Source organism: Micromonospora sp. NPDC051296 (assembly GCF_040682255.1).
Classification (GTDB): Bacteria; Actinomycetota; Actinomycetes; order Mycobacteriales; family Micromonosporaceae; genus Micromonospora; species Micromonospora craterilacus.
This window is the reverse complement of sequence record NZ_JBFBAO010000076.1, coordinates 1-22,063: the sequence shown is the minus strand read 5'-3', so window position 1 is coordinate 22,063 and position 22,063 is coordinate 1. Positions and strand designations below refer to the sequence as shown.

The 22,063-nt window shown below is 67.9% G+C and carries 16 protein-coding genes; 6 read left to right on the top strand and 10 right to left on the bottom strand.

Going from position 1 to position 22,063, the window contains the following annotated elements:
• From AB0M52_RS11425 to AB0M52_RS11415, 3 genes are all read right to left on the bottom strand, one after another.
• Positions 1–330, bottom strand: a 330-nt coding sequence (locus AB0M52_RS11425; protein WP_363952043.1) for a hypothetical protein, incomplete at its 3' end; no start/stop codon positions are given.
• A 481-nt stretch (positions 331–811) separates the two neighbouring features.
• Positions 812–5,077, bottom strand: coding sequence for a family 78 glycoside hydrolase catalytic domain (locus tag AB0M52_RS11420; RefSeq protein WP_363952041.1), 4,266 nt, complete (start codon positions 5,075–5,077; stop codon positions 812–814).
• Positions 5,078–5,902: 825 nt separating this feature from the next.
• On the bottom strand, positions 5,903–7,108 hold the full coding sequence (locus AB0M52_RS11415; RefSeq protein ID WP_363952039.1) for a DUF2786 domain-containing protein: 1,206 nt from the start codon (positions 7,106–7,108) through the stop codon (positions 5,903–5,905).
• A 696-nt stretch (positions 7,109–7,804) separates the two neighbouring features.
• Between AB0M52_RS11415 and AB0M52_RS11410 the strand changes: the two genes are divergently transcribed.
• On the top strand, positions 7,805–8,623 hold the full coding sequence (locus AB0M52_RS11410) for an alpha/beta hydrolase (RefSeq protein ID WP_363952036.1): 819 nt from the start codon (positions 7,805–7,807) through the stop codon (positions 8,621–8,623).
• A gap of 133 nt (positions 8,624–8,756) precedes the next feature.
• Here the strand turns inward: AB0M52_RS11410 and AB0M52_RS11405 are convergent, their stop codons facing one another.
• Entirely contained in the window at positions 8,757–8,948 is a 192-nt protein-coding gene (locus tag AB0M52_RS11405) for a hypothetical protein (RefSeq protein WP_363952045.1), read from the bottom strand.
• A 100-nt stretch (positions 8,949–9,048) separates the two neighbouring features.
• Between AB0M52_RS11405 and AB0M52_RS11400 the strand changes: the two genes are divergently transcribed.
• The 4 genes from AB0M52_RS11400 (at position 9,049) to AB0M52_RS11385 (ending at position 12,345) form a co-directional block, all read left to right on the top strand.
• A complete protein-coding gene (locus AB0M52_RS11400) occupies positions 9,049–10,059 on the top strand; it encodes a helix-turn-helix domain-containing protein (protein WP_363952033.1) in 1,011 nt (336 codons plus the stop codon).
• Between the two features lie 61 nt (positions 10,060–10,120).
• The gene (locus AB0M52_RS11395; RefSeq protein ID WP_363952030.1) at positions 10,121–10,282 is read left to right on the top strand and encodes a hypothetical protein; all 162 of its coding nucleotides are present in this window, start codon (positions 10,121–10,123) and stop codon (positions 10,280–10,282) included.
• Between the two features lie 410 nt (positions 10,283–10,692).
• A complete protein-coding gene (locus tag AB0M52_RS11390; protein ID WP_363952027.1) occupies positions 10,693–11,793 on the top strand; it encodes a hypothetical protein in 1,101 nt (366 codons plus the stop codon).
• A 75-nt stretch (positions 11,794–11,868) separates the two neighbouring features.
• The gene (locus tag AB0M52_RS11385; RefSeq protein WP_363952024.1) at positions 11,869–12,345 is read left to right on the top strand and encodes a hypothetical protein; all 477 of its coding nucleotides are present in this window, start codon (positions 11,869–11,871) and stop codon (positions 12,343–12,345) included.
• A 41-nt stretch (positions 12,346–12,386) separates the two neighbouring features.
• Here the strand turns inward: AB0M52_RS11385 and AB0M52_RS11380 are convergent, their stop codons facing one another.
• The 6 genes from AB0M52_RS11380 to AB0M52_RS11355 form a co-directional block, all read right to left on the bottom strand.
• Positions 12,387–14,201: a glycoside hydrolase family 18 protein gene (locus AB0M52_RS11380; RefSeq protein WP_363952021.1), complete on the bottom strand. Its 1,815-nt coding sequence runs from the start codon at positions 14,199–14,201 to the stop codon at positions 12,387–12,389.
• 40 nt (positions 14,202–14,241) lie between these two features.
• Complete coding sequence (locus tag AB0M52_RS11375) at positions 14,242–14,862, bottom strand: cobalamin-dependent protein (protein ID WP_363952018.1); 621 nt, start codon at positions 14,860–14,862, stop codon at positions 14,242–14,244.
• A 79-nt stretch (positions 14,863–14,941) separates the two neighbouring features.
• Complete coding sequence (locus tag AB0M52_RS11370) at positions 14,942–15,889, bottom strand: sugar phosphate isomerase/epimerase (protein ID WP_363952015.1); 948 nt, start codon at positions 15,887–15,889, stop codon at positions 14,942–14,944.
• An 8-nt stretch (positions 15,890–15,897) separates the two neighbouring features.
• Positions 15,898–18,033 (bottom strand): PQQ-dependent sugar dehydrogenase, encoded by a 2,136-nt coding sequence (locus AB0M52_RS11365; protein ID WP_363952013.1) that lies wholly within the window; start codon positions 18,031–18,033, stop codon positions 15,898–15,900.
• 293 nt (positions 18,034–18,326) lie between these two features.
• A complete protein-coding gene (locus AB0M52_RS11360; RefSeq protein WP_363952010.1) occupies positions 18,327–19,739 on the bottom strand; it encodes an arylsulfotransferase family protein in 1,413 nt (470 codons plus the stop codon).
• Between the two features lie 681 nt (positions 19,740–20,420).
• Positions 20,421–21,422: a hypothetical protein gene (locus AB0M52_RS11355; RefSeq protein WP_363952007.1), complete on the bottom strand. Its 1,002-nt coding sequence runs from the start codon at positions 21,420–21,422 to the stop codon at positions 20,421–20,423.
• A 258-nt stretch (positions 21,423–21,680) separates the two neighbouring features.
• Here AB0M52_RS11355 and AB0M52_RS11350 point away from each other — a divergent pair.
• The coding region (locus tag AB0M52_RS11350; protein ID WP_363952004.1) for a transposase at positions 21,681–22,063 on the top strand (383 nt) is incomplete at its 3' end.

The following is a 22,063-nucleotide window of genomic DNA, read 5'->3' as shown; positions in this document are numbered from 1 at the left end:
GAGGACCGCCACCCGGTCCCACGGCCGTACACCAGCATGGTGCAGCCAGGCCGCGACCCGGTCGACGAGCGCGGCCCATTCGGTGTAGGTGCGGCTCGCCGGCCCGTCCCGGTCGATGTCGAGGGCACGGTCGGCGATGACGAGTTCGTCCGGGGCGGTCTTGGCCGCCACGTGCCAGGTGTCGCCTATCTTGGAGTGCTTTGGTAGCCGGGAGAAAGGACTTAGCCGGCGGCGGTAGCGGGTCGGTGTGAAGTGCGTAAGGAAGCGGGGTATGGGCCGTTGCGACTCGACCTCGTCACCGGTGGCTGCCTTCTCGGCAGATGAAGTCACGGGATCCTCCGTTCTGCGGGGGCAGAGGAATGCTGGCGGCCCGTCGGTTTCACCGGCAGCCAACTTGCCGGTAACCATATCGATATAGTCCTGTGTAGACCACGGCCGGCCGGCGACATTCCTGGCTCGGCCATCGAACAACGTGCACCAATGTAGACAATTGATCGCAGCTGGAAGTCGGCAGAGCCCGGCCGAGGCACGACCCTCGTCGCCAGCCAAGCAGTCAGCGGAAGCCCGCGCCCGATGGCCGCTGCCCGCCGCCCGCGGCCGCCCGATCCGCACTGCGCCACGGCGGGATCCCAGGCATATCCGTGACGGGCGGCTGGCCCGGGTCCAGGTGCTGATCAGTCGTCGGGGGCCGAGGTACGGGCGACTCGGCCCAATGTCCAGGAGTCCCGGCACTTCCCGCAGGCGTTCCTGCATCTGGCTCTGGTCCAGGTTGCAGTGCGCCTGCGGGAAGCCCGCCGTTGTTAGATCCCCGCTAGCCCTTCGGTGGGGTGACCGTGAAGGTCACCGGATCCGAGGTGCTGGGAAGGGTTCTGTCGCCGCCGCTGTAGCTCGCGGTGACGGTCCGCTCGCCGGCCGTCGGGAACGGTCCGGCCTGCACCTTGCCCTTGCCGGCGGGGTTGATCGTCGTCGTGCCGACCGACACCCCGTCGACGAACACCTCGACCGTCCCGCGCGGACGGACAGTGCCCTCGGACGTGACGTCCACGAAGATGTTGACCTTCTGCTTCGTGGCCTGGACCGAGCCCGGCTTCACCTCGACCGTCACCGAGGACGGTGCCGGGTCGACGACATACCCGCTGTCGATCGTGGCCGTCACCCTGTCGCCGTTAACCGTGAACTTGTACGCTCCGGCGCCCAGCTTGAACTTCGCGGTGCTGAGGCCGTTCCTTTCGGACATCCCTTCGAAGGTCACGCCCGGGATGCTCTTGAAGCCGCTGATCTGGGCGTCCACCGGCAGGTAGAGGGTTGCGGTGGTGTTGGCAGGAACCGTGGCGGCATACGTGCTGATCTTGCCGTCCTTGGCCGTCCAGCTGGAGTGGATGTCTCCGTAGCTGGACGGGAAGCTGCCCTTGAGGGAGGTGAAGTCGCCGCCAGCGACCGGCTGGAGGACGAAGTTCCGGTATCCCTTCTTCCCCTCGGAGGTGATGCCGAGCTGGTACTCGTACATCCACTGCTGGGAGGCGCCGAGGGCGAAGTGGTTCTGGGAGTTCATCGTGCTCTGGCCGCCGACGCCGAGGGCGCGCTCATAGGAGCCCCACAGCTCCCACATGGTGGTCGCGCCCAGGGTGACGGGATAGAGCCAGCTTGCGAACTGGTCATTGCTGAACAGCTCGTACGCCGTATCGATCTCGCCGTTTTTGGTCAGCGCCGGCAGGATGTGGGGGGTGGCGTTGAACCCGGTCGTGATGGTGTAGGGCTTGTTGCTCGCCTGTCCACCCGAGAACAGCCCCGTACCAGCCACCGGGCCGGCGCCGTTGCGGCTCTGGCTCGGATCCGCGACCAGCTCCGCGAGGCGCTTCGTGGCGAACTTCTTGTAGGTCAGACCCGCATTCGCCCCGGCCTGCACCGTCATCTCATCGCTGAACAGGTCCAGGCTGAGCGGCGTCGCGTAGGAGGCCTGCGAGTCCTGCAGAGTCCTACCGTTGATCACGTTGTCGCCCGGAGTCGCGTTCAGTGTGAAGCCGGTCTGCGGATCGACGTACAGCCTGTTGAAGCTGTCCTTGCCGTGCGCGAAGCGCTGCCGCAAGGTGTCGGCGTACTCGCTGTCCCCGACGATGTCGGCCATCTCCGCGGAGATCTGCAGGTAGTACAGGTACATCGCCTGTCCGACCATGTGCGGCCCGGTGTTGTTGTCCATGCTGACGTGGTCGGCGTTGCCCGAGGTGCGGCTCGTGAGCCCGGGATAGTCCGCATGCAGCACACCGGAGTGATATCCCTCCAGCCACCTCTTGATGGTGGGGAAGTTCTCCCTGATGACCTGCGTGTCGCCGTACTGGACGTAGAGCTGCCACGGCGCCTGCGCGACGGCACCTTCCCAGGTGGGCGATTGCGGGAAGGCGTTCCCCCGGTCACCGACCAGGTTCTGGATCGGCACAGTGTCGCCGATGCCTCCGTTGACTCCCTGGGCGTCACGGAGTGAGATCAACCACTGGCGCAGGAACGCTTGGGTGTCCCGGGAGTTGTAGGACGCCGAACGGGCATACACCTGCAGGTCTCCGGTCCACCCCATGCGCTCGTTGCGCTGGGGGCAGTCAAGCGGCATGGAGAAGAAGTTGCCGATCTGGCTGCGGTGGACGTTCTTGAAGAACTGGTTGACAAGACCGGCCGTGTAGTTGTCGTCGCTCGTCGTCGCCTGGTAGGTGCCCTCGGGCAGGTCGATGGACGAGAGGACGATGCCTTCGATGTTCTTCAGCGGCAACGGCGTCGTTCGGCCGGGGATGGTGATCTCGATGTACTGATAGCCCCGGAACGTGAAGTTGGGCGTGATGACCACGTCACGGTTCGCGTCCTCGGCCGACGCCTTGTAGAAGTCGCTCACGAACGCGGCGCGATAGCTGTCGGACAGGATTCTGCCCGCGACACCGGGCCGATAGGTGCCGTTCGGTCCGTACAGGTCGGCGTACGGCGTGGGCTGGTGGACCCTCGGGTCCGGGCCCGGCCAGTTCACGTTCGGGGAGTCGCTGTTGCCGGGGTAGATCGTCTCACCGAAACGGAAGATGACCTCATCGCCTTCTCGGAGCGTTCCCGCCGGGATGGTGACGCTGGGCACCCCGACCATGTTGACGCCCATGTCGTAGGTCCAGGTCAACTTGTCCGCGCTGTGAGTGCTCAGCACTCTCGTCGCCGTCAGGCGCTCCACCTCACGGACCGGCTTGTCCTGACGCGCCATGATCTTGAAGTTCAGTTGCGGCTTGGGCGTGATCACATCGGCTGGTGTCCACTTGTCGAGCAGAGCGGGCGCGTAGGTGGTCTTCGCCCAGTCGACGATGTTCGCTTCCTTGCTGGCGTCGTACCTCACCCCCTGGAAGTTGTCGGCGTACCTGTTGGGCCCGTCGTTGAACGCCTTCCAGGTCGCCGGGTCGGTGACGACGGTCTGGGTGCTTCCATCCACATAGGTGACGACCAGCCTCGCGAGCAGCGCCTCGCTGTCGCCGAACATGTTGTAGTTGTTCGGCGTGAACGTCATGAAGCCGGTCCAGAAGCCGGGGCCCAAGAGTGCTCCAACGGCATTGGTGCCATTGGACAGCATGTCCGTCACGTCGTAGGTGTGGTAATGCAGCGTCTTCGCGAAAGTGGAGATGCCGGGGTTGAAATAGTCCTCGCTCATCCGCGCCCCGTTGATGAACATCTCATAACCGCCCTGCGCCGTCACGTACATGCGAGCCTTGGCGATGTCCTTGTCCTCGTCCAGATCGAACTCCGAACGGACATGGGTCTGCGCACCGTAGCTGGGGTCGGCGTACTTCGGCCCCAGTTGCTCCGGGGCAGTCGGGTGGACACGGATCTCGTCGCCGTTCGCCGTGATGCCCGAGCTCGGAAGATCAGTGAAGATGCTGTAGTTGGCCTCTGTCGTGGAGTTGAAAAGAGTGCGCCTGGCGCTCTGGCCCACGTCTATCAGCCGGTAGTCGGTGACCGTCACATCATCGTCGACGTTCTTGACCGAGAAGCCGACCGAGCCCAGGTGAGGGAACGTGTTGTAGTTGTTGCCCGTGACGAACGAGTGAACCTGCGCAGCGTTGATGGTCGAGTTCGGGGTAACGTTCAGGTTGTTCACCTGCCCGGGCCGGTCCGGGTTCATTGTCATGGTGCTGGCATTGAAGCCCGCGATGTTCACGCCGTTGACCGTGAACGTCAGCCCGCTGGAGCTCCCGACGATGCGCAGGGTGTGCTCCTGGTTCTTGTTGCTCGGCGTGAACAGGTTCCGCACGGCCGCCGTGGAGCTGTCGGCAAGCCTGACCGACTTGTACGGGTGGACATTCGGGTCGCCGTCGACGTCATCGGTCCGGTGGTAACCCTTGCGGTAGATGTTCACCACGCCACCAGTAGTGGTGGCGTCGCCGGTCACCCCGGAGAGATCCAGCTCGAAGCGGATGAAGTTCTCGCCACCGGGCCCCCCGTACACGTTGCGGAAGTCGCTGGTGAAGCGCGGGTCGTCCGCGCCGAAGATGAACGAGATGTTGTCACCGCTGTTGATGGTGAACCCGGCGTTGATGTCGAAGAGCTGAGCGGAGACCGCGTCGAGCTTCGTCTTCGCGCTGCCGACCCACTGGGCGCCGTCCCAGGCGCCGATCCCCTCGTCCATCAACCCCGAGGAGAACGTGGTGACATCAGACAACGTGGTGACGTTCCGATTGTCCACAACGGTCACGCGCCACCAGTAGTCGGTCTCCGGCGTCAACGCCTCCGCGTCGCCGGTGCTGCCGTAGCTGATGTCGGTCGATTCATCCGACGCGACCGTGCCGCTGTCCCAAGCGATCTGGCGGAAGGCCGAGTCTTTCGCCACCTCGATGCGGTAGCTCTTCTGCTTCGCGCCAATGATATTCGAGTCCATGCCCCAGCAAAAGACGGGCGCGGAATCGTCGATCCCCATGGGTTCAGTGAGGTGGTTTACTTCCAAGCCTCCCACCGACACCCGCGCATCCGATGCCGCGGCCGGCTGCGTCAAAGCGCCGGTGGTGCCGACCGTCAACACTAAGACCAACGCCGCCAGCAGGCTTGACGTTCTCTTCGTTTTCATAGTTGCCTTTCATGATTTGCGCGTGCATCGCGCACAAGCGCAAATGACTGGAGGTGCCACGCGCGAGTCCCCTCAGGACACCCGGCGCCCGTGCAAAGACTGAAACTGGGCAAGAAGCTCGTGATGCGATGCCTCCTAACTCATTCCGGCTGTGGCGGTTTTCGCTGCACGGCTGATCCATTAATGCGGCCTGAGCGGGTCCGCAGGGCCGTCGCAGTCAGGGTCAGGCTTGTGCGGGAGAGTTCGTAGCCTGCCGACCACGGGCGGACGGCTTTGGCGGCGAGGTGCCTATACCGGCCAACCCAGCCGTCGGTCTGCCGGTGAGCGGGGCGAACCCCCGCTGGTCGATAGCTGACTGCGCGATGTGGTTGGCCTCCTCCAAGCCCTGCTCACGTAACGTGACATCGACTTGCCGATTCCAATTGGCCTGAAACGTTTCAGTCACACATTTTACGGCTGTGTTAACTCTGTCACAACCGGATGACCGCATCCGGCCAGATCTCAGTGGACAAACAGGCTGGGCGCCGAGCCGGCACCTCGGTTGACAGCCGTAGCTTCACGAGGTGAAACGATTCATTGATGCGGGGTCGCAGCTATAAGTGAGGACCTGGCCGAGAATCGGCCTCGCGCTCGCCGAGCAGCGAGCGCGAGGACATCGAGCCGCAAATCCGTTCTACCCTCTACCAGTCTCGCCACCGACCGACGCTACTGCTGGTGAACGCGGGCAACCCCAGCGCGTGGCAGTGGCTTCGCGACGCCTCGCTCACCGTCCACAGGGGGCATCGGCGGCGCGCGCCTGGGTGTGCGGATTTGTCCACCAGACAGTCAGCGACCCCGGCGTACCGGCCGGCGTGCCCGGGGGCCCACGTCGAGCGAGGCCCGGTCGGCGGCCGACGTACCCGAGGTCCAGCCCTCGGCGTCGCGCACCTGGAGCCGGTGCCGGGTGACACCGGGAAAGAGCTGGTCGACCCTTTCCCGGACGGCGTCCGAGCGGGCGGCGAGCACCGGGAGCAGTCGGTCGCCACCGCGCTCCCCGACCGCCTCCTGATCCGCCGCCGCGGTCACCGTCCGCAGCCGCTCCCCGATCCGCAGTGCGAACGCGTTGAGGAAGGACTCGTCGTAGCCCTTGGTGCGCCGGCCGCGGCCCGCGCGGCGCTCGCCCCGGCCACGCAGCATCGCCGCGGTGGCCTGCACCAGCAGCGAGGTGTGCAGCAGCTCGACCGCCGCCAGGTCGGCGGGGAAGCCGAGCACGGTGGCAAAGCCGAGGTCGTCGGACCAGACCGACTCGCACCGGTTCGCCGCCGCCACCTCCTGGATCAGCAGCGCCTTCGCCGCCGCGTACGGGGCATCGGTGCCAAGCCGCAGGCCGCTGGGCCGATCCGGCCGCTCGGCGGTCGCGTCGAGCAGGGCGGCGTCGATGCTGTGCCGGGCCATCAGCTCCTGCGCCTTCCCGGTGAGCGCCTCCGCCTCGGCGGGGAAGGTGGTCGACTCGGCCTTGGCCAGCAAGGCGCGTACCCGGTCCAGCATCCGCGAACCGGTGGCCGGCGCCGTGCTGCGCGGGGCGGCGGTCGGCCCGCCCGGCGGCGGGCGGAGCACCGCGATCGGCGGCAGCCCCTCGACCAGCCCGAGCGCGTCGACCGCGTCCCGCAACGCGGTGATCCGGTCGCCCCCGGCCCGCCGGTCCAGCCAGCCCGCGTCGCCGTCCCAGCCCGCGCCCAACTCGGCGAGCTGATCGTCGAACCACTGCGGGACCGGGCCCGGCTGCGTCTGCCGCTGGGCGGCCAGCACGTCCCGGAGCATCCGCGCGCCCCCGGTGGCCAGCCGCCGGGCCGCGATCCGGTCCAGGTCGACCGGCTGCCAGCCCCGAGGCCAGAGCCGCCCGACGCCCCGGAGCAGGCGGGCGAGCAGCGCCGCGTCCACCGCCAGTCCGTCGCCGACCACCAGCCGGTCGAGGGCGCGTTCGGCCGCCCGTACGTCGGTGCCGCGCGCCGCCGCGAGGGCGTCGGCGAGCAGCTGCTCGGCGTCCGGCACGGGGGTCCTCCTCTGCTCGGGGTGGTCTGGCGGGAGCGCCGTGATCCAGGCGGGTGCGACCGGTCGGGGCTTCGCCGCGCGGGACAGCGCAGGTCGCCGGCCCGGCGCGGCGGTGCGCGCACCCGAGGAGGAACGGTACCGGCGGGACGCCTGCCGCCGCCCGTGAGCGCCCTCACCCCAGGCGGTCAACCGCCCTGCCCGCCGCGGGTTCAGCGGGGAAACGAGGCCCAGACGTTCGACCGTGGTGATCGTCCTCAGCGCGGCTTTCGCGGCGACCGATCGAGCGGCCGACGCCAGCAGCGACGTGGGAGTGGCCCGGCCCGCGGCGATGTGGCGGTGCTGTGGCGCAGCGGTGGGGATGCGGGCATTGTCGGGCTCGGGCGGGTCGCCCGGGTGTCCGACCCCGGCTGATGGGCGACACGGCGGTTTCACCCTGGTGGGTGACAGGATCAGCAGCCGGCCCGGGCCAACGCGTGACCGTCCGTGACGAGGTGCGCCGAACTGACGACGCGTCCGGGCGTACACGTCGCTTCTGCTTCCGACCGATATGCGGACGGCTAAGATTTCACGGAAGCGACCGGCGACCCGGCGGCGGTGCAGAGCGTGCGCCGGCGGGCCGCGACTTCATCCCTGCGGCGTGAGGTTACCGCTGTCTGAGGGTTCCGACGATTGCTGCAGCCCATCGGAAGGAGCATCATGAGCGAGCCGACGACCAATGCCCTGCCGATCGTGCTGATCCACGGGCTCTGGATGACCGCCCGAAGCTGGGACCGCTGGGTGGAGCACTACCGGGCGAAGGGCCATGAGGTCTTCGTGCCGACGTACCCGGGATTCGAGATCGAGGTAGAGGCGTTGCGGGAAAACCCCGAGGTCATCGCCGAGGCCTCCGTTACCGCAACGCTCGATCATCTCAGCGAGGTGGTCGAGAGCCTGGACCAGCCGCCGATCATCATGGGCCACTCCTTCGGGGGAACCTTCACCCAGCTCTTGGTGAACCGCGGGTTGGGCGCCGCCGCGGTGGTGATCGACTCGGCGCCACCGGAGGGCGTGCGGGTGAACCCGCCGTCCCAGATCAAGTCCCTGTTCCCGATTCTCAAGAACCCGGCCAACCGGCACCGCGCGGTGGGCTTCACCAAGGAGCAGTTCCACTATGCCTTCGCCAACACGGTCAGCCGGGAGGAATCCGACGCCGCGTACGACCGCCTCCACATCCCGGCGCCCGGCAACTGGGTCTGGGCCTATGGCCTGATAGCCAACTGGAAGCCGGGCCACCAGGAGACCTGGGTCGACTACGACCTGGACGACCGTGCTCCGCTGTTGTTCATCATTGGCGGCAAAGACCACCTGATGCCGCCCTCGGTGATCCGCTCGAACGCGAAGAAGTACCGCAACTCCGAGGCGACGACTGAGACCTACGAGTTTCCGGACCGCTCACACTTCACCGGTGTCGAGCCTGGCTGGGAGCAGGTGGCCGACTACGCGCTCGAGTGGGCGACGAGCCACGCGCGCACGTGACAGGGCTGACCAACCGCAGACAGCTGCTGGCCAGGTGTCTGTTTGATGGTAAGTGAGTCCCCCGCCGCACCACGGCCTCGCTAGAACCAGCCGGTAGGCGCTGCACGCGCATCCGTGTGCGAACTCAAGGTGGTCACCCGAGAACGACCTCGTGGCCGTACGCCTGCACCCGAGCGCCGTCGGAGAGAACGATCTCGACGCGCCCGCCGCCGTCAACCTGCCTCCCGACAGTGCGGACCGGCTTACCGGCATGCTCGTCGGCGCGCGCCTGGCCGGTGTCTGCCCCGTTGGGGCGGAAGACCAAGCTGATGGCTCCTTGTCTCAAGAGATGATCTACGCTGCCCCGTTCGTTAGCCTCGACCTGTGTAATCTCGTGCGGGCGTCCTGACACCGTGTAGCTGCAGAGGAGACAGGGGCCCAAGAACATGCTCGCCGTCGAATCACTGGACACTGTGGTGCTCCCTGAAGGTGAGCGATTCGGATTCTGGCACGACTTCGTCGCCCGCGAGTCCGTACCGTCGAGGGTGAGCAGCGATCACGCCAAGAACTTCCGCGCCCAGGCGCAGGTGGTTGGCTTGGGCGACGTGGTCCTCTCGTCCTGGAGCTACCCGTCGTTGGACATGCACCGCACGGGCAAGCTGATTCGCCGCGGTGACCCGGAGATGTACCATCTCGCGTTGCCGCTGTCTGGGTCCGGAGGCGTGATGGCCGAGCGACGAGAGAACGAGCTCGTCGCTGGGGAATTCACCTTCGTCGACACATCCCGCCCGCACATGTCGACACATCGTGCGGTCAGCCCTGAACAGGATCAGCTGACCACGCTGACCATTCTCATCCCACACGCGCTGATCCCGTTGCATCCGAACAAAGTCGCCATGATCGTCGGGGCGAGAATTCCCGCCACTCGGGGCATTGGCGTACTGCTCGGCCAGTTCGTTCGCCAGATCATTACCCACCCCGAGCAGTACGACTCCGCCGATGCTCCCCGGCTGGACAACATCGCCCGTGACCTCATGGCCGCCACGCTCGCGCAACGGCTCGATGCCGCCGAGACGCTGCCGGGCGAGGTTCGCAACAGCTCCCTACGCATCCAGATCAAGGCCTTCATCGACAGGAACCTTGGCGACCCAGACCTCAGCCCTTCGGCAGTGGCCGCAGCGCACCACATCTCCATTCGGGCCCTCCACCGGTTGTTCGAGGCGGAAGACTCGGGCGTCGCGGAGCTGATCCGCTTACAGCGCCTCAACCGATGTGCTCGGGACCTGCGCGATCCCTCCCTGGCGAAGCGGCCAATCTATAGCATTGCTGCACAATGGGGCTTTCCCGACAAGGCTCATTTCAGTCGCCTGTTCCGCGCGGCCTACGGGGTGCCACCTCAAGCATTCCGAACCGCTGGCGGCCTCACCGCCGCTACCAAGGGTTTGGACAGTCAATGACAAGTCTCGAACGAACCGCGCCGGATCTTGTAGAGCGGCCCAGGCGGGAAGATCGCGGGTCATGAGCCGCATCGTGGAGGTGTCGAGCCCCATCGACCTGCACCAGCTTCGGGTCGGGCTCGGCGATGCTTCAGTTCAGTTCAGCCAGCCACTCACCGAGGCGGAGTACCGGTCCCTCGCTGCGGTCTTGACGGACTATCCGGCGGTCACTCTACGCGCGTAGGCGCGGTTCAACGGTGCTTCTTGGAGGGCGTCTGGACCCGTTCTACGAGACCTGCGTCCAAGCCGTGGCGGACCTGCTCCGCGACGTCGCTGCAGCTCGCTGACCCGCCAGCGGCCGGGCGGGACGGGTTCGCCGGTGCGCCGCAGCCATCGTCGCCTTGCTCGCCATCCGCACCCCGTCCCCGCTTTGCGGCGCTACAGTGACGGCGACGCATACCGCCCCCAACCAGGCAGCCGGAAGCACCTCCGGTCGGCCGGTGCGACGCCCACCCTTGCGTGCGGGCGCCCAGGTACGTCGCGGTCCGCCGCCCGTAGCGGGTGAGTGCCACCAGCCGGCCGGGTCCGAGAGGGAACCGATGTCACGGAGGCGGTCGGGATGACAGTCGCGCGACCTTCCCGAGGGATCACCTGATGCGGTGGATCTCGGCCGTGGCTGGCCTGGCCGTCCTGGCGATGACGGTGGGCAGCATCCTGCGCAACCTGGTGGTGACGCGCGGGCTGGGCTCGGCGCTGGTGCGGGTGCTCTGGCGGATGACGCGATGGTTGCTGCGCCGGGCGTCGGCGCCCCTGCGCGGCTACGAGGCACGCGACCGGTTCCTCGCCTGGTTGGCGCCGATCGTGCTGCTGGTGATGCTGTGGTCCTGGCTGGCCGGGCTGCTGCTCGGGTACGGGCTGCTCATGTACGGAATCTCCGGGCTGTCCTGGACGGACTCGTTCCGGGAGGCCGGATCCAGCCTGTTCACCCTCGGCTTCGCCTCCAGCGCCCGCAGCCGGCTCAACGTGCTGGACTTCGTCGCCGCCGCGAGCGGACCGGTGGTCATCGCGCTGCAGATCGCGTACCTGCCGACGCTCTACGGTGCCTACAACCGGCGGGAACTGGAGGTCACCCTGCTGGAGTCCCGGGTGTCCCCGCCCGCCTGGGGGCCGGAACTGCTGGCCCGGCAGGCCCTCGTCGGGACCGTCGACGAACTGCGCGGGCTGTACGAGGACTGGGAGCGCCTGGCCGCGGACATCGGCGAGACTCACACGAACTATCCGGTGCTGCTGTCGTTCCGGTCGCCGCGCCCGTACCGTAGCTGGGTCGTTGCCCTGATCGCGGTGATGGACGCCGCCGCGATGCACATCTCCCTGGCCCCGACGGCGGCGACGGTCCCCGCCGCGCGGCTGATGCTGCGTTCGGGCTTCACCGCGCTGCGCGACATCGCCCGGGTCGTCCACATCCCGTTCGATCCCGATCCCCGCCCGGACAGCCCGCTCCGGCTCACGTTCGAGGAGTACGCGGAGGCGGTGGCGCACGTGCAGCGGGCCGGCTTCTCCCTGGAACGCTCGGCCGCGCAGTCCTGGCCGCACTTTCGCGGCTGGCGGGTCAACTACGAGAACATCGCATACGAGCTGGCCCACAGCACCGACGCGGTGCCGGCGCTGTGGACCGGCGATCGGGATTTCCCCAGCACACCCCGCGCGCCCCAACGGCCGACGGACCGCCGTCCGCAGGAGCCGCCCGTGCGGTGACCCGATCACGCGGGCCGTCGCCCACCCAGTAGGTGACCCTCCACACGACCCAGCGGGACGCATAGGCTGCGCGGCGTGCTTGATGGTCTTGATTCGATTGACTGGGACGAGCTGTCACATGCGTACGGAAGCGCGCACGACACGCCGGAACTGCTCCGGCAGGCGGGCTCCGACAACAGCGAGGTGGCCTCGGAGGCGATTTCCGACCTGCACGGCAGCATCTTCCATCAGGGCACGGTCTACCCGGCCACGGTGATCGCGGTGCCGTTTCTCGCGGAGCTCGCGGCGGGGGCCGCGAACCGCCGTGACGAGTTCGTCTGGATGTTGGGCATGCTGGCCGACGATCACCATGCCTACGGTGCCGACTTTGCGTGGGTGCGGGCAGCGGTTAACGCCCAGCTGGAGCTCTTGGTGGCGCTGCTCGATGACGCCGACCCTCAGGTTCGCGAGGCCGCGGCCTATGCCACGGCGAAGGCGGGTGTGGCCGCCGAACCGTTGTGGCGGCGGTGGGCGGTGGAGGACGTGCCGGCAGCAAGCGGGTGTTGCAGGTGACCACCTACGGGCGTACGAACCCGGCCACCCGCAGCCGTTGGTCAGTTCAGGCCATTGTGAATGGCGGTGGTGAGCGTGCCCGTGTCTGTGTCGCCGTCCAGCGACCACGCCATCGTGCCGCCGAGGCCGTTCGCCTTCACGTACGCCGTCTTCTGGGCGATCACCTGCGGATCGTCGTACGACCAGAAGTTGCGGCCGTCGAAGAGCCACGACGCCCCGGCGCTGGCGTCGTAGAAGCGGCTGCCGTTCTTGGCGACCAGTTTCTTGTAGTCCTCGATCCCGGCCTCGTAGGTGCCCCTTGCCGGACCGGAGGAAGGCCGGTAGAGACCGTTGTTGACGTTGGTGACGCCGGTCCAGCCGCGCCCGTAGTAAGGGATGCCGATGACGAGCTTGGCCGCCGGGGCGCCGCCGCTCACATAGGTGCGGACGGCCAAGTCGACACTGAAGCGTTCGGGCGCGGGATCGGCGGCCGGGGAGAAGAGCTGGGCCTGGTGGTTGGTGGTCGGCTCATACGCACCGTGCAGGTCGTACCCCTGGACGGTGGCGAAGTCGAGGTAGCCGAACAGCGACGCCACCTCGATCCCGGCGGCGATCTTCGCCGGATCCGCAGGCAGGAACGCGGTCAACGAGTACCTCCGGCCGACCTGAGCGCCGTACTCGTCGAGTTGCCGGCGGAACTCGGCGGCGAGCAACGTCAGGTTCTGCTTGTCCTGCGCCCGGACGACATTGCCGGTATTACCCTCCGAACCCGGCCACTCCCAGTCCAGGTCGATCCCGTCGAAGACCCCGAACGCACTGCCCGGCCCGCCGTGCGGGGACGTCCCGATTATCGGCAGGTTGCCCTTCAGGAACAGATCGACGCAGGAGGAGACGAACGCCTGCCGCGATGCCGGGGTCAGCGCCGCGTCGGAGAAGTACTTCGACCAGCTCCAGCCGCCGATCGACAGCTGCACCTTGAGGTTCGGGTACATCGCCTTGAGCTTGCGTAGCTGGTTGAAATTGCCGGCGAGCGGCTGGCTGATGACGTCGCCGACCCCGTCGACCGAGTCGCCGGCCTTGAACCGCTGCTGGTAGTCGGCCCACGCGTCGCCGACACCGGCCTGGTTTGCCTCGAAGCAACGGCCGTCGGCGCCCACGTTGGCGAACGCGTAGTTGATGTGCGTGAGCTTCGCCGCCATCGCCGAGGTGTGCAGGTTCTTCACGAGGAAGTTGCGGCGATAGATGCCCCATTGCGTGAAGTATCCGACCTTGACGTAGGGGCCAGCGGTCGCCGCGACGCCGGCGGCGTTGGCCTGGGTGGCGACGTTCACCACCGCGAGGCCAGCCGCGACCAGCATGGCTGCTGCGGCGGCGCGGGCTGTGCGCATCCTCATGACACCTCCACCGTCGTGGTGCGGGCCTGTTCGGGTGCGGTGAACGTATCGATGCAAATTCGTGCGACGCAAGAAGTTACCGGAAACTTTCTTGACAGTGGAAATCTCGCTGTCAGGGGCGTGCTGGCACAACCACTCGGCTTCAACAGTTCCCACGTCTGCTGGCCTCCAACACCGAGTCCGGGACGCGCTGCTTCCAGTCCGCTCGGGCACGAACTCGCTGAGCACCGAGTCGAATCCCTGAGGCATCAGTCCGATACCAACGGGTGTTTCGTTCCGTGGGAGCTGGGGCAGGATCGTTCGGCTGCGTCCGGGGCGGGGATACGCCTCGGCGGCCGCCGCGAGGCGGGCGGCGTGGTCGCGCTGCTTCTGCCAGTGGCCGTAGAGCGCGCCGCGCTGCGAGAGGCGGTCCACCTCGCGGATCGTCTCGGGGTCGACGTCGCCGGGCGGGGCATCGCGCCACGGGGTGCCGGGCAGCGGCATGAAGGTGTGCGCGTGGATGCGCGCGCCGAGGTCGGCCAGGTCACGCCCGTTCGGCCCGATTCCCTCCTTGCAGCTGGCCAGCAACTCCTCGACCGCGTCGAGGTTCGGAGAAGACACAGCCCCGGGTGACCTCCAGGGCGTTGAACCGGTCCCAGCGCAGCGAGAAGCCACGGAAGTCGTCGAGCGGCCGGCGCTGCGGACGGCCGGTCCTGATCACGGCGCCGGTGGTGTCCCGGTAGGCGAGACCGGAGACGCCGGTCGGGTCGCCGACCGCGTCCACCAGGCTCAGCAGCGTCGTCTCGCCCTCCCCGACGGCCGCGATGTCCCAACCGGCGTCCAGGGTCTGCACCGGCTCGGCGGTCGCGTGCACCCCGCCGGCGAGGTGCGCCACGTTCGGCGCGTCGGCCCTGCTGCGGATCTCGGCGAGTTCCCGGGCGAGGGCCTCGGCGTCGGGGGAGTAGAACGACCACAGCACCAGCACCCGGGCCGCCGCGGGGGCCGCATCCCGGATGTGCGCCGCGGTGGCCTCCGGCGTCTCGCCGAAGCGCACCTCGTACCGGGTCCCGGTGGCGTGCTGCTCCAGCGCGCCGAGCAGGACGTGCAGGCCGTACGTCACCGCCTTGCGGTAGCGCAGCACCAACACCAGCTCGGGAGCGCTCATGGCGGCGATTGTGCCGGGACCCAGGGCCGGCTCGGCGCGGCCGGCCCTGGGGTCCGTCAGCACTGCTGACCGGGGTTCGTCAGAACCGCAGCTTGTCCAGGTAGCGGTAGCCGACCTCGGCCGTCTGCTGGGGGGTCACATCGGGGGTGTCGTTCTCGACGATGTACTCGAGCACCGAGTGCTTCCGGAAGATCCGGCCGAAATCGATCATCCCGGTACCCAGGTCCGCCATGTCGCCGTCGGCCGCGTGCCGGTCCTTGACGTGGTACTGCAGGACCTGCTGCGGCGCGGTGCGGATGACGTCCAGGGTGAAGCCCTCGGGGTCGGCCACGCCGTCGCCGGAGTTGATGCCGCCGGTGACGGCCCAGTAGATGTCGATCTCCAGGTGGACGAGCTTCGGATCGAGTTCCTCGGTCAACACGTCCCAGGGGCGCCGGCCCCGACCGAGGTCGATGGTGAACTCGTGGGCGTGGTTGTGGTAGCCATACCGCAGGCCGGCCTTGCGGGCCGCCGCAGCCTCGACGTTCATCTGCTCCGCCCAACGCTTCCAGTCGTCGGCGTTCTCGGAGTACAGGTACGGCACCACCATGAACTTCTGACCGAGGGTGACCGCGTTCTGGATCTTCTGCCGCAGGGCGGCCGGGTCGGCGCTGATCCCTTCGTGGCTGGAACTGGCCTTGATGCAGATGCTGTCCAGGAAGCGACGCAGCTGGGCGGCGGACCGCCCGAAGTAGCCGAGCGCCAGCTCCACCTTGGGGTAGCCGATCCGGGCGAGGTGCTTGAGGGTGGCGTCGTACCCCGGCGTACCCGACAGCGCGTCGCGGACCGTCCAAAGCTGGATGCTGATCAGGCCCGGCGGCACCCGCTTGCGCCCGGTGACCTTGGTGGTGGCCGCCGCGGCCGTCGCGCCGATCCCCGACGTGGCGAGCCCGACACCGGCGACCGCCGCCAACGAACCGCGCAGCACTCCCCGCCGGTCAATGACGGATCGCCGCAGCGCGGCCTTCCCGTCGTACCCGTAACACATGTTGACTCCTAGTGGGTGGTGGGAACGAGGACGACCTCGTCGGTTCCGGTCAGGGCGGGCAGGCCGTCCCCACCGGGGTCGGTGTACGAGGCGACGAACACGGCGGACAGGTTGTCGGTGGCCGGGTCGTGACCGGAGGGCACCGTGGTGGTGATCGAACCGGTGCAGCCGTTGGCGGTGGTCTGCGGGTGGCCGTGGTCGTCGTGACCCAGGATGTACGTCACGCTGACCCGGGCACAGTCCACCGGCTGGTCGTCGGTGACCCGTACCTCGAACTGCACGGTGTCGCCGAAGGTGAACGGCTGGCCGACGACCGGCGTGACCAGCTCGACCACCGGCTCGGCGTTGCCGACCACCACCCGGACCGACGCGGCGGCCGAGCGTCCCTTCGGGTCGGTCACCTTGAGCGTCGCGTGGTAGATGCCGTTCTTCCGGTACGTGAACGTCGGGTTCGCCGAACGCGAGTCGACCTTGTTGTCGTCGTCGAGGTACCACTCGTACGTCAGCCGGTCACCGTCGGGATCCGTGGTGCCCTCGCTGGAGAACTCGACGGTCAGCGGCGCGAGCCCGTTGGTCTGCGTGGCCGAGACCTGGGGCACCGGGCTGTGGTTGCCGTCCCAACCGATGTGGTCGATCCGGGCCAGCTGCGCGTCCGGGTTCTCGCTGAAGAAGCCGTCGCCGTACTCCAGCACGTAGAGCGCGCCGTTCGGACCGAACTCGAGATCCATCGGGTTGTCGAAGATGACCGACGGGAGCACCGACTCGATCCCGCTCAGCTTGCCGCTCCGGTTCAGCTGGAACGCCTTCACGTAGTCCCGGGTCCACTCGTAGAACAGCGGCTTGCCCTCGTAGTACGCCGGCCAGGCCACCGGGGCGCGGCCCCGGGTCGTCGGGGCGGAGAACTGGTACGCCGGCCCGGCCATCGGTCCGATGCCGCCCGTGCCCAGCTCGGGGAACTGCGGCGAGAGTCCGTAGCCGTACCACACGTCCGGCTGCTCCACCCGAGGTAGCTTCCGCAGCCCGGTGTTGTGCGGCGACTCGTTGACCGGCGCCGAGCAGTCGAACGTCTGCCCGGAGGCGCCGGTGGCGAAGTCGTAGTCCACGTACGGCAGCTGCGGGGTGGCGCAGTAGGGCCAGCCGTGGTTGCCGGCCTTGCGGGCGACGAGCCACTTGCCCTGCCCGGCCGGCCCGCGCTGCGGGTTGGGCTGGCCGGCGTCCGGCGAGTAGTCGCCGACGTACAGCTCGTTGGTCTTGCGGTTCAGCTCGATCCGGAACGGGTTGCGCAGACCCATCAGGTAGATCTCCGGCCGGGTGCCGGCCGTGCCCTTCTTGAAGAGGTTCCCGTCCGGAATCGTGTACCTGCCGTTCGCGCCCACCTTGATCCGCAGGATCTTGCCCCGCAGGTCGTTGGTGTTGGCCGAGCTGCGCTGCGCGTCGTACGCCGGGTGGCGACCGGGGCGCTCGTCGATGGGGGCGTAGCCGCCGGACTCGAACGGGTTGGTGTCGTCACCGGTGGACAGGTACAGGTTGCCCTTTGCGTCGAAGACGATGTCCCCGCCGACGTGGCAGCAGATGCCCCGGTCGACCGGCACGTCGAGGATCTGCTGCTCGGTGGTCAGGTCCAGCTTGTCCTTGACCAGGCGGAACCGGGAGAGCCGGATCATCCCCTCGAACGGCGCGAAGTCCGCCTCGGTGCCCCAGGCCGGCGCGTCGCCCTCGTTTACGTCCGGAGTGGACGGATCGTCGACCGGGGTGTTCATCGGCGGCGAGTAGTACAGGTAGACCCAGTTGTTGCCGCCCTTGCCGAAGCCGGGGTCGATCGCGACGTTCTGCAGGCCCTCCTCGTCGTGCTGGTAGACGTTCAGCGTGGCGGCGAGGGTGTTGCGGCCGGTATCGGGGTTGTGTAACCAGACTTCGCCCTTGCGGGTTACGTGCAGCACCCGGTTGTCGGGCAGCACGGCGAGGTCCATCGGCTCGCCCGGGCGGTCGTTGAGGGTGACCTTCTGGAAGGCCGTCTCCGGGGGTGCGGTGGTGGAGCTGGGGGCGGCCGCCGAGGGGCTCGGGGCGGCCGATGAGATGGTGGGCGTGCCGACGAGGGCGATGGTGGTCAGGCCCGCCACGGCGAGCGCGAGTCGTCTCTTCAACTGCCTCTCCTTCTACTGAGGACTGATCGGGCAGGTCGGGGACGTACCGGTTCGGTTCCTCCTTGGTGGGTGCGGTGGGCAGCACCGAGTCGCCCGTCGCCGCCACAGCTGGGCGACGCGGGCGCAGGATCTTGGCGTGAGGTGGGTGTTGATCGATGCTGCCAGGCCCGAAGCTAACAAAAGGAATGTAGATATGTCCATGGCTTACGGCAGACTTCGGCACAACTTTTCGCTAAGACGACGAAAGGGGGGTTGATGAGGGGGAAACTGGCGGCTTCGCCTACCGGGCCCGGTCAGCCGTCGAGGCGGACCACGGCCGAGGTCGACAGGACCGTCCGATCCTGGTCCAGCGCCCGCACCTGGAAGTACGGCCCGGCGTTGACCGTGCCGACCGTCGTCTCGAACCCGGTCCGCATGGCGTGCTCGACGACCACCGCCAGCGACTCCGGGTCCGGGCCGGCGAGCAACTGCCACGCCCGGGTCTGGGTCGACCCGTTCCACGAGGCGTAGACCACGCTCTGCGCGCCCTCGCGCCGGACCGCCACGCTCGGCGGGTAGTACGGCGTACCGACCCACTCGTTCCGGAAGGCCCGGTAGGAGGAGTTCTCCCCGGGCATCCGCGCGTCGTAGAGCAGGTTCCGCTTACCGTCGCCTGAGGTGTTGCCGTCGCCCGCGTACTCGGAGTAATACGGCTGCTGCCCCCACCCGACGAACTCGTTGCCGTTCGGCAACCCTTGCAGGTTCCCCGGCGACTGCGAGGTCGACGCCGGCCTGTGGTGGTACGCCCGGTTCACGCTCGCGGTGTGGTTGTCCAGGTCGAGGCTGAGGACCAGCCCGTGCGACCGCTGCCCGGGATTGCCGCCGGGCTGGTCGCAGCAGCCGTCGCCGAACACGCTGATCCGGTTGTCCGGCCGGAACCGGGCATCGTGCGGCCAGGCGAAGCTCGCGTCCGGGCCGAAGGTGAAGTCGCTACGCCGGCCGCCGAGCCGCCACTGGATGTCCCCGCTGCCCCGGTCGACGGCGTAGACCGCCCAGGTGTTCCCGGCGGAGATCAACAGCTGCCCGTCAGGGCCCTCGTCGACCGAGTTCACCTGGTACGCGTCCCACGCTGCACCCGAGGTCACCGGCACCTGCGACTCGGCGGGGTCGACGTGCTCGCGGACGTTCCAGGAGAAGACCAACTCCCCGGTGGCCAGGTCGACCTCCTGCACCTCGCTGTTCAGGATGACCCCGTCAGCCGGCCCACCGTACGGCCGCAGGTCCGTCTGCTCCGGCCGGGACGCGATGAACAGCGCCGTACCCCGGGGGGTGAGCAGGAACTCGTACGCGTCCGCACGGAAGCCGTTGCGCGCGGCGACCGTCTGCCGCAGCCGATACTGAGAGTCGTAGACGTAGTAGCAGCCGCCCGGCTCCGGCACCCCGCCCGGCGGATCCGCGATCGTGCCCTGCCACCAGGTCAGCACCGGCTGCGACGTCCCGGTCGCCGGGTCGTACCAGGTCTGGACCTTGAAGTCGGCGTTCTGCAGGCTCGGCGACGGCAGCGGCCGGAACCACACCGGATCACCGCCGTCGCCGAGGATCAGCGACCCGGTCTGGCCGACCATGGTCGACCGGCTGTACGGAGCGACGAAGATCTGCCCGGGCGCGGTGCCGGCGCGGTGCGTCGCGACGGTCACCCGCATCGGCCGCAGCTGCGGCGCGGACACGAAGCTCCACACCTCCCTGCCGGAGATGATCGGCGCCTGCCCGACCGGGTCGGCGGGGGAGGGCTCGGTCGCGCACAGAGCCGGTCGTGGGCCGTCCGCCGGCGAGTCCGGATCCGGCGGACCACCGGCCCACGCGGGAAGCTCCCCCTGAGTGAAGCCGTCGGCTTGGGCGGGGCCGTCTGCCTGTGTCGGGCCGTCCGCCCGCGCTTGGCCGCCGGCATCAGCCACCTCGCCGGCATCGGGCACTCCGCTGGCACCCGGCAACGGGGCGCTCCTCGGCGTCCCGCCGGTGCATGCCACCCCACCGGCACCCAGCAGCACGACGGCCGCCAGCGCGAGCGTGGCCGGCAGACGCCGCCGACCGTGCCTGCTCGCGTGGCGCCCCGTCCGCGCGGATCCGATCGGATGCGACACCACTACCCCCGCACTCCGGAGGAAATGCGAATTAGGCTCCTACCTGGTCAAGCTATCAGTTTCCGGGCGGATCGGTGGGCTCCTTCCAGGGTCCCGGCTGCGCGGAGCGCGGGGCTGCCCGGGTCAGGTCCATCAGGGCGGCGATGTGCAGCGGCGGACCGGCCGCCAGGTCGGCGGACGACCTGCTCGATCTCGGTCCGCGCCCGGTCCGGCTCGCGGGTGAATTGGCTCAGGCAGCCGTGGGCGAAGCGAGCGGCTCTCTTCCTACTACACGTCCCTCACGACGTTCTCGACCTCAGCTTCGCCAACGAGGGGCCATCCGGCTGTCAGCCACGCGTAATCAGTGCGGCGGCCTGCATCGGTCCATGGATGGCCACTCCTCGTCGCGTGATACTCAAAGAATCGACGCGACTGAGCGTTGTAGGCCGTGCACCGGCGTCCAGTCAACGACCGGGTCGACGCCGCGACGTCGCCTTGTGTGCGGTCAGCTGCCCTGATTACTCCCTTCGAATCCACATAGATGTAGCCGTGTTCAAACAATGCATCGCAGCCGAGCAGGCAGCTCGCCATGATGTTTCCGGGGTCGAGCCTCTCCTCCCGGGACGCTTCGGCGCGCCGTTTGATGTGTGCTGCTGCCACCAATCGCGCTGGCACCAACCGCCCACACAGGTCGCAGGTGATCTGGTCCCGCAGGCCGAACTGCCGGCGTCGTAGCCGACGTTGCTCCCTGCGCCGCATCACCTCCGTGAGTATGTCCAGATCGCCTTCAAGGTCCAACGGTTCATCTGGCAGGCCGTCCTCGGTGAGGATCAGAGACCCAAGCGCGATCGGTGCTTCGGCAACTGGGATCCCTCGTGTAGTCCCGGATCGCTGGAGTGCCCGCATCGCTCCGACACCCAGTCTCTGTCCTTTGACCGGCCCTACGCTTTCTACCAAGCGGAGATCCACCCGTTCCGGGTAGACGTCGTCGGGCCAGACCCGACGGCTCGACCCATAAAGAGGCCTGGTGATTCGGGTGATGATGAGTTCCGAAAGACTACCTTCAACGAACTCGTTCTGAGGCCTACGGGGACCGGGGGACCCGGCGAATGCCAGAATGAGGAAGTCTCCCACTGCCATGCTTCGGGCAACGTCCCGGCTCGGTCGAGGATCGGGCTTGCTGCGCACGTCGAGAGCCTCAGAGCGCCACCCCCAGACACCCAGCGCTCTTCCGATTTCCAGGTTTCTCCTGGACTCTCTGCCGACGTAGACGTAAAAGTAGCGCGGCACGACCGTTTGCCTCCGGGTGCACGAAGATTTCGTGCGGTGGAGGCATATTCAGGAGCGAAAGCCTGTCGGACCGCCTGCTGGTCCTCAAACTGTAGCCATCGGATTCCTGTGACGCCAACTCGGAATGGAGACCCCCTAACCTCGGCCCTTCATCAAGGGGCGTCCGGTCCTTGATCGCAGATGAGGAAGTGCCTTCTGATCTGGGATGATCTGGCTTGTCGAAGGCCCTGATCGCCCGTCTCGGAAGGCACTTGCCAGGTGAAGACTACCGGAGTACGTCCGAAGATCGTGGTGAGCGGTGACGGGCGGGGTGTGGTGGGGCATGCCGGGGCTCGGTTGTTGGCCGATGTCGCTGACGTGACCGGGTTGACCGGTGCGTTCAGTGAGGCGTTGTCCGGGCTGCGGCAGCGCAGGGGTGTGCACGACCCGGGTCAGGTCGCGGTGGACCTCGCGGTGATGCTCGCCGACGGCGGGGAAGCGATTGCGGACCTGGCCGTGCTGCGTGACCAGGCGGAACTGTTCGGTCCGGTGGCCTCGGACCCGACCGCCTGGCGTTTGCTGTCGGCTGTGGACGCTGATGCGCTGGCGGGCCTGCGCGCGGCCAGAGCGCAGGCGCGGGAGGTGGCGTGGGCGCAGACGGC